This window comes from Vibrio sp. 10N.261.52.A1, assembly GCF_002876325.1.
GTDB classification, from domain to species: Bacteria; Pseudomonadota; Gammaproteobacteria; order Enterobacterales; family Vibrionaceae; genus Vibrio; species Vibrio chagasii.
The window spans coordinates 1-8,184 of record NZ_MCYD01000546.1 but is presented as its reverse complement, the minus strand read 5'-3'; the positions used below and the strand labels follow the sequence as shown (position 1 = coordinate 8,184).

The following is an 8,184-nucleotide window of genomic DNA, read 5'->3' as shown; positions in this document are numbered from 1 at the left end:
AAGTAATACTGTTCTATATAATTAATTCGCGATGCGAATATAGAGTCATTTGATTTATTGCATCGAGGTGAAACTTATATTAATAACGATCAGAGCGAGGTTAATTTGAATAATCCAAGATACGATTTAGTAAGCCGTGTACTGCACTGGGTAATGGCTTCAGTAATCATTTATGCCACAATCGCAGGTTATGTGATGCACTATGTGACCAGTCATCCAGAGCTGTTTTCATTCTTATCAGTGCTTAACATGTCATTGGCGACCGTTGCGACGCCATTGCTCGTGGTTCGTTATATCTGGAGTCACTTTCGCTCTTCTCCAACCATGCCAACATCAATACCAGAGGGGCAAAAGTGTGTGGCTAAGCTTGCTCACTCTTTAATGTACCTCGCCATGTTTATGGTGTTCAGTACAGGCTATTTGATGCTGGAACAACCTTACTCATTATTCTGGTTAACCACTGTCGAAAACCTAATTACCAACCCAGCAATCAACAGCTTCTTCTTTTATTTACATCGTGTCAGTTGTATTGCCCTAGCTTGTTTGATTGTTTTACATATTAGCGCAGCACTTAAACACCACTTTGTCTCTAAGAACTATGTATTAAAAATGATGATTTAAATAATACTGTGAGACTTTGGACTTAAAGCTCGACCAAAAAAAAGCCATAGCACTTCTGATATGGCTTTCTTTTTCGGCGTGATTATTTGGATTGGTTATCCAGCATCACTTGCCAGTATTCACATTTAGCAAGAAACTCTTTTAGGTAGAGTTCAGGGTTAGCTAGCTTCTCGCCGCCCTTAACATCAGCACCAGTCACTCGCCAGAAACTGCGAGTCACTACGTTTCTATGATAAATAAAATCGCTAAGTTCGTTTTTTTTCAGCGGTAGTTGTTCACCGAACGTCTTCTCATACAAGCTGAGCGTTGCTTCTTGATGGCTCGCCTTCTCTCTCAAAAAAGTATCTAGGTCTAAACCGAGCTCTTTCTGAGCATCTTTTGACAAGGTTTTCGCTAATTTAGAGATCACATTAAACAGCGCCAACTCTACTTTTTGGGCCGCTAGTAACGATGCACCCAAAAGTGCATGTTCATTGGAGATCTGTTGCTCTGTTGCTGAAACGGTAGCTGTTGTCACTGTGTTAACCTCAAGTTGTCATAACGGATATTATTGAGCGTTTCTGATTACGCGCTTTTGCTAAGCTGAGCTCGTTCAGCGTCAACGATCACAAAGCCAGTTGCGTCTTCACTTTTCTCTACTTGCACTAAACCTTTGAAGCCAATTTGCGACAGTTTCTTCGCAAGATGCTCAGGTGCGGTTTCAAAAACCACCGACATGAAAGGTAAATGCTCTGCGGAAACAAAGCCATGCTCGTTAAACAGGTCCATTGCGTGAGATAAATGGTCTGAGTCGGTTAATTCAATGATTTCTACAACTTCTTCCAACAACATTTTCGATTCCATATTCGCCAGAAAGTGACTGACACAAGCACGTAAATTTGCTCGCATACATCCCGATGCCCAAAGACACCCCTTTAGTAGTAGGGAGATCATAACATATTAATAATCGAAAAATATGTTTAATTTCCCTAACCTACTGGGAATATTAGAAACAAGATAAATTGGTGAAGCATAGACAAGACCAATTCGTCTTATTGAAAGCAACAGCCTGATTTTGGGCAATTAGGCTAACGTAGCTTGAGAATCGCCCGTTTCTACAATCGATTCTTGTAACAAGCCAGCATAAATACCATTGTGCGCCACCAGTTCTTGATGATTACCTTGCTCAACAATTTCACCCTTTTCCAACACCAAAATGGTGTCTGAGTGACGAACAGTACTCAAACGGTGGGCAATCGCAATCACGGTTTTCTCTTTGAACAGACGCTGCATCGCTTTTTGAATGAGATCCTCGGTAATCGAATCTACCGAACTGGTTGCCTCATCCAGCATCATCAGTTGTCCCCCTTGAGCAACGGCTCTTGCAAACGAGATAAGCTGAGTTTGCCCAACCGATAGATTCGCCCCGTTCTTATCTAGTTGGAAGCCATAACCTTGAGGCAGTTGTTCAATAAACTTATCGGCATAAACATAACGCGCGGCCTGCTCAATCTCGGTACTTGATAAATGTTCTTTACCTAGTGCGATATTGAACGCAATCGTCTCTTCGAATAAATGCACATCTTGCATCATCACCGAGAACAAATGTGCCGAGTCTTCACTAGAGATCTGCGACAGCTCAATGCCATTCAGCAGTATGCTACCTTCATAGTCTTGGTAGGTTTTCGAGATCAGACGTAGAATCGTTGACTTACCTGAGCCTGTAGAGCCCACCAGTGCAATTTGGTGTCCTTTCTCCAACACAAACGAAACATTCTTTAGAACGTACGGAGCGTCGTCTTTGTAGCGGAAGCTTACGTTCTTAAACTCAAGGCTTTCAAACTGCTCTAAAGGTTTAGCAACCTTGTCTGATGGCAGTAAGTTACGCCCTTCTTCTTCGGTCGGTTCAACAAACAACTCTTCGATATGATCGAATGCTGCAAATGAGCTCTGAATAGAAGCAATTTGCGAAGTAAAGTCGCGGATCGGCACGAACACTTTTTCTAAGGTATTAATGAAGGCAATTAACACACCTAAAGTCAGTGCGCCCTCAATCACTTGCTCAGAGCCATACCAAATCATTACCGCAATGGTGATGGATGTGATACCAGAAATGAACGAGAACAGAATCGCATCGTATTTATTGATCTTTTTCTGTGCTCTAAGAAACTCGTCGGTATAGCCTTGGTAACGTTGTTCTACTTGCTCTTCTGCTCGGTACATCTGAACGGTTTTCATGCCAAACAAAACTTCTTGCAAGAAGCCAATGCCTTGAGCCAATGACGAGCGAGTAATCTTATATAGAGCACGAAGTCGATTTCGAACGTGCACAGTCAGATACATAACCGGAGGCATGATGATCAATACGATCAGCGTCAGCTGCCAATCAATTAAGAACATCATGACCAACAGAGCAATAGTGTTAATGCTGTCTTTTACCAAACCGACTACCGACTGAACAAACGTCTCGCCGATGGTTTCTAAATCGCTGGTTAGACGCGAGAGCGTGACGCCAATTGGAGTGTTATCAAAATAGCTGCGTGGCAACTTCAAAACACGAGCAAACAACACTGAACGCATGTCAGTGATGGTGTATTGACCCGTTTTGCGCAAGTTATACGCGTAAGTGGTGTCCACGATATAACTGGCGATTAGCACGGCAACCAGGTAGAAAACGTATTCTAACAGCCCGTCCATATCCCCATGGCTCAACTGAACGTCGATCACTTGAATAATCAACCAAGGAAACAACAAGCTTGTGATGACAGAAAGCGGAAGCATCGCAATGCCCAAAATCGCCGAGCCTTTGTATTTCTTAGCAAACTTAAAGAAATGCTTGAGGTACTTGAGGTCAACACCTTTTAACATGCTGCTGCCTCCGTTTCATTTTGCTGTAGTAGCCATGTCTCGTAGTAGTAATCGCAAGTTTTCATTAGGGTTTTATGGTCGCCCTTAGCAATCACTTTTCCTTCATTCAACACGATAACTTCATCCATGTATTCAAGTGCATTAACACGATGTGAGACAACAAGAACCGACTGATTTTCCAATCGCTTAAATAGGCCTTCTAAGATTTTCCTCTCAGTCTCGTAGTCAACGGCAGACAGAACGTTATCCATAATGATGAGATCGGTTGGTTGTAATAGAGCACGAGCAATGCTCAGGCGCTGTTTTTGCCCCCCTGACAACATAATGCCCTTCTCACCGACTAAGGTTTGGTCACCTTGCTCAAAGCGCGTCACATCACCGGCTAACTGGCTAAGCTCTAACACTTCATCAACCTGGCTTTTTGCTAGCTCGGTATCGCCGCTACCAAAACGAATATTCGCTTCAACAGTTGCTGAAAACAAATACGGGTCTTGGGTGACGGTTTTAACGTAACGACGTAAATCGCTACGCGAGAAGCTAGTGATATCTCTCTCACCAAGCAGTACTGAACCTTGTGGAGTGTCTAAGTGATGGTTCAAACAGTTCACCAACGTCGTTTTGCCCGCACCGATTCCGCCTAACACTCCGACTTTCTTCCCTGATGGAATATCAAAACTGATGTCATCGAGAATCAGACGCTCTTCACCCGGGTAGCTAAAGCTTAGGTTACGCACGGAGAACGTTTTTCCTTTAAGCGATTTCACATCGAGCTCAGAAAGCTTCTGCTCATCAAGCTCTGGGATTTGGGCATTAAGAATAGTTTGTGCGCTTTGAATACCGACCATACCGCGCTGATAAATCGTCGCGATTCGTCCTAATTGCATCAGCGGCATGGCAAGCAAGACTGAATAAGTTAAGAATGCTGTGATTTCACCTAGGGTCAGTTCCTGTCTCATCAACATAAAACCACCTAAACCTAAAATAATGATTTTCATCAGGTCATTGGCGTAATCGAGAACTGGCATAAAGAAGACTTGGATACGCGTGATTTTGAGGCGGCATTCAAGCAACAACTGATTCAGTTTCTCAGTCTCCGCTCTTACCCAAGGTGACATCTGCTGGCTTTTAATCAGGTCAATTCCAGACAAATAGCTCATCAGTTGTGCAGACAAGTTTTGCAGTCGCTTCATATGCTCTAGATGGAGCGTTTTCATGCGCTTAAAGCCCACTCGGAAAATCACGAAAGCGATTGAAATCGGAATGATCGAATACAGGGTTAGTTCTGGCGATATACGCCACATGTATAGCGGCGTTAGCGATAGAGCGAGCAACGCATTAAAGAATTGCAGAAAGCCAACACCAAACATCAAACGAATACCACTTAGGTCATTGTTAATGATTGAGATTAAACGGCCAGAAGCAAAGCGCTCGTGAAAGCTGTTTGGCAAGCGATTCAGTTTTTGTAGAAGAGTGGTCTTAAGTGAAGCTTCTGTAATTCGCCCGGGGTTAAGCGCGTAAATGCGAGACAGAATCCTAACAACGACCATAGCAACCGACATACCAACAACGATCCACACATAGGACTGCAACTGTTGATGTCCACTTGAAGAGGCGTCATCAATCAGATCTATTGCCAATTGAATATAACGAGGGATTTCTACTTGTAACCAGTTAACGAGAAAAATGAACACAACCGCAAGTAAGTACGAGGTGCGATTCATGCGCAAGTAATGGGCAATAAACTGTCTTTTATTCATAACGTTCTTTGTTGAGGGCAGACATAAAGCGACATAGTGATACTCTTTAATTAGGGTTGTATCACGATGGTAAAGATACACCAAAAACAATTAGTTGACAATATCAACCACATTCCATTATTCGTCAGTCCTATTCATTTTTTGTATTGCAGAAACAACTTTGCCGCCAATATGGCGGCAAAGATATTAATGGTTCGAATATGAAGCGCTAACTAACACTCATACCATGTTAGAGAATCACATCGACTTGGTTATTTTCTATGCTATATGAGTTTCTCACCTCGCTACCCAATGCTGATGGGTACCACACTTCGACCCAAACTTTATCAACATGGTTGGGCAACAATAGCGTTGTTGAAAAGTCAGTGTCTTCATTAATAGGCATTCTTAACACTTGTGAGGTGTAGTCGACAACGTCCCCATCAAACTCAGTGTACAAGCTCATAAAGCCCCGCGAACTTTGTGAACTTGCGACATCGACCGTCACAGCGACTTCCCTCTCAGTTGAGAAATCAAAGCCTTCCGGTATGGTCAGCTCGACCGATCTCAACACTTGTGCCGCAGGCGCGACGCTAGACGTCACTGTGTTATTGCCAGCAGATGACGTGTTGCCTGATGAGGAATCATCCGCTGGTGGGACAGAGCTTGGAGCTGATGTGGTAGAGCCACCACCACCGCCGCCTCCGCCACACGCTGCAAGGAAGACAAGAGTCACACTACTTAGCATTAGTTTTGATAGTTTCATAAATCCTCCTTGATTAATCTTCAGTAGACCAAGTTTTGTCTGAGTTAGGGTTTAGATACCAAGTCGGTTTAGAAGAACCGCCAGACGTCGCCCATTCTGCAAAGTCTGGGAACGCTTCACTGATATCAATGTACTCGGATGGGTGATTCCAAGGAGATGAAATTAAGATACCCCAAGGCATGTTCTGCGTAGTTCTGTAGTATTTTCCACTATCTGGATCTGAATCATCTTGTGCCACACCGTAAAAGTCGCTTACTAACGTACCACGTGAAGTTGGTGGAAGATCCGCAGTGTGAATTTCAAGATCTTTACCCGGAGAGCCGGTAAAGCTAGAGCCATGGTAATACCCTTCACCCGGACCGAAGATGAACGGGTCGAAACCACTCAATGGTAGCAGTGAGCTCACCGTTGGTTGATCGTCGTCGTTGAACGGTAGTGAGATGCTGAATGTCATTTGGTCAGACTCAAGAGACGGATTACAAGACGGGTTAGTACGGTGGAACATACACTCATCGTTGATCGGGATATCATTTCTCAAGTTCAACGAAGCGACAACAACAAGGTCACCTCCTGGTGATGCAACCGATTTGTCTTCGCCCGTAAACGGTGAGATATTCACACGAGTTGCGCCGTTTTTCTGCACTCTGGCGGTCTGCAAGTCGACATCCGACTCATCAAAGCCACTCAATTTCCAACCTAAGCCGTTACCATAAGAGGCACCGTAGGCCATGATGCTACCGCTGATATCCATACGCAATACAGCATCGTCTTTACTCAGAATGGTGGTTCGGTAATAAACGACAACATCGTTTAAATCGAAGTCACCAACTTCAGGCCAGTTATCTTCGAACGCTGCAGTGTAGTAGTTAGAGTGTTGAATTGTGGTTCCCGGATCAGTCACGTTGAACACGTAATCCTCGACTTCCCCGTCACCAACGTAACCATCACTTGGGATGTTAGGGCTGCTCGCTAGACGGAAACGTGTTTGTACAGTCCCCACACTCGCATCATCAGCCACTCGAATTGGAACCACTTGGCCCCCTTCAACAACCGAATGGTTTTTCAAGATTTGTTCATCATCATCGAAAGTACCACTCAAGTCCCAGTCAGCCCAAGCTTGTAGGTAACCATTACCCACAACGTTAACGTTGATGAGACTATCCAAACCAATTTCTAAGTTAGTAAGTAGCGTAATACCGTCGTCATCATTCCCGTCAACATCCAAGTCATCACCGTTTGATAAGGCGCCCGGTTGTCCGTCAGAATCAGCATCGATATTAGCCCCGAGATAGAGCGTTGAAGAAACAGCATGCTCCGCACCGTTGCTTGCTTGTAACGTTGCATAAGTGTCCGGAGCATCACCAAAATCAGACTCGTCGGAACTCTCTATCGGATTCGTAAAACCACTTAAATCCCAGTTACCATCAAACGCTGAAAAGATTGGGTTAGGGAAGCCACTGCCACTCGTTGTAACAGTTTCAAACTGAAGGGTAACAATAGAGGTATTTTTGTAGGTAAACTTAACCGCACCTGACGTATCAGTTTCAGAATAATTGGTGCCTGGTCCGGTGAAGAGAACTGAATTGCCATCAGCACTCTCTTCAGCAGTCAAACTGGCACTCGCACTACCTAGCTGGTAACTGTAAAAACCTTCACTTTTAAATACTCGAACTTGCTCTGACTGAACGGGCTCACCATCAATGTCATAGCCAATCATTTCAAATTCAGGAATGGTGTAAGGAACAGAGAACGTACCTGAGAGACCGTCAGTACCATCAAAAAATTCGAACGTATAAATCAGCCCCGCAGAACCAGCAGAATTAGTTTGGTAGAGAAAACCAATATCACCTGACGGTTGTGTTGCGCCTACTTTGTAATTGGGTGCATGAAACAAAAATGTCGCATCACCAAATACGCTACTGGATACCTTTGCATCTATGGTTTTTCCATCGTGTGTACCGACATTTAGAAAATGCATAGAGGCGCCATCGTAGGTCGGCCCTGCCCAACTGCTACTGCCATTTGTTGATTCTATGTGATTTGAAAAATCCAAGTCCACTATGGTTGCGTGGACCGGGACACTAACTATTGCTCCGATGAGATAAATAATTTGCTTGTATTTCATAGTTAACCTCGACTTCTTCTTCGCTTAGGCGATTTCCTTGAAAAGTACGTAAACTTTGAACGGCAAAGCTAAATAAATGTGTCCCTAAA

Annotated in this window: 7 protein-coding genes; 1 reads left to right on the top strand and 6 read right to left on the bottom strand. The window is 43.9% G+C overall.

The features are described 5' to 3' along the window. The first annotated feature begins 105 nt into the window (after positions 1-105). Positions 106-621 carry a cytochrome b/b6 domain-containing protein gene (locus BCT81_RS08045; RefSeq protein ID WP_102423778.1) on the top strand — a complete coding sequence of 172 codons (516 nt, stop codon included), beginning with the start codon at positions 106-108 and terminating at the stop codon, positions 619-621. 82 nt (positions 622-703) lie between these two features. Here BCT81_RS08045 and BCT81_RS08040 read toward each other — a convergent pair whose 3' ends face one another. The 6 genes from BCT81_RS08040 to BCT81_RS08015 form a co-directional block, all read right to left on the bottom strand. Next, positions 704-1,138, bottom strand: coding sequence for a hypothetical protein (locus BCT81_RS08040; protein WP_102423777.1), 435 nt, complete (start codon positions 1,136-1,138; stop codon positions 704-706). Positions 1,139-1,185: 47 nt separating this feature from the next. Further along, positions 1,186-1,452: a hypothetical protein gene (locus BCT81_RS08035; RefSeq protein WP_061031198.1), complete on the bottom strand. Its 267-nt coding sequence runs from the start codon at positions 1,450-1,452 to the stop codon at positions 1,186-1,188. A gap of 231 nt (positions 1,453-1,683) precedes the next feature. Then, positions 1,684-3,468: an ABC transporter ATP-binding protein gene (locus BCT81_RS08030; RefSeq protein WP_102423776.1), complete on the bottom strand. Its 1,785-nt coding sequence runs from the start codon at positions 3,466-3,468 to the stop codon at positions 1,684-1,686. After that, positions 3,462-5,225, bottom strand: coding sequence for an ABC transporter ATP-binding protein (locus tag BCT81_RS08025; protein ID WP_102423775.1), 1,764 nt, complete (start codon positions 5,223-5,225; stop codon positions 3,462-3,464). Before BCT81_RS08025 ends, BCT81_RS08030 begins: the two co-directional genes overlap by 7 nt. A gap of 229 nt (positions 5,226-5,454) precedes the next feature. Next, entirely contained in the window at positions 5,455-5,970 is a 516-nt protein-coding gene (locus tag BCT81_RS08020; protein ID WP_102423774.1) for a hypothetical protein, read from the bottom strand. Between the two features lie 13 nt (positions 5,971-5,983). Further along, positions 5,984-8,095, bottom strand: a complete 2,112-nt coding sequence (locus tag BCT81_RS08015) for an LruC domain-containing protein (protein WP_102423773.1) — start codon at positions 8,093-8,095, stop codon at positions 5,984-5,986. Positions 8,096-8,184: the final 89 nt, after the last annotated feature.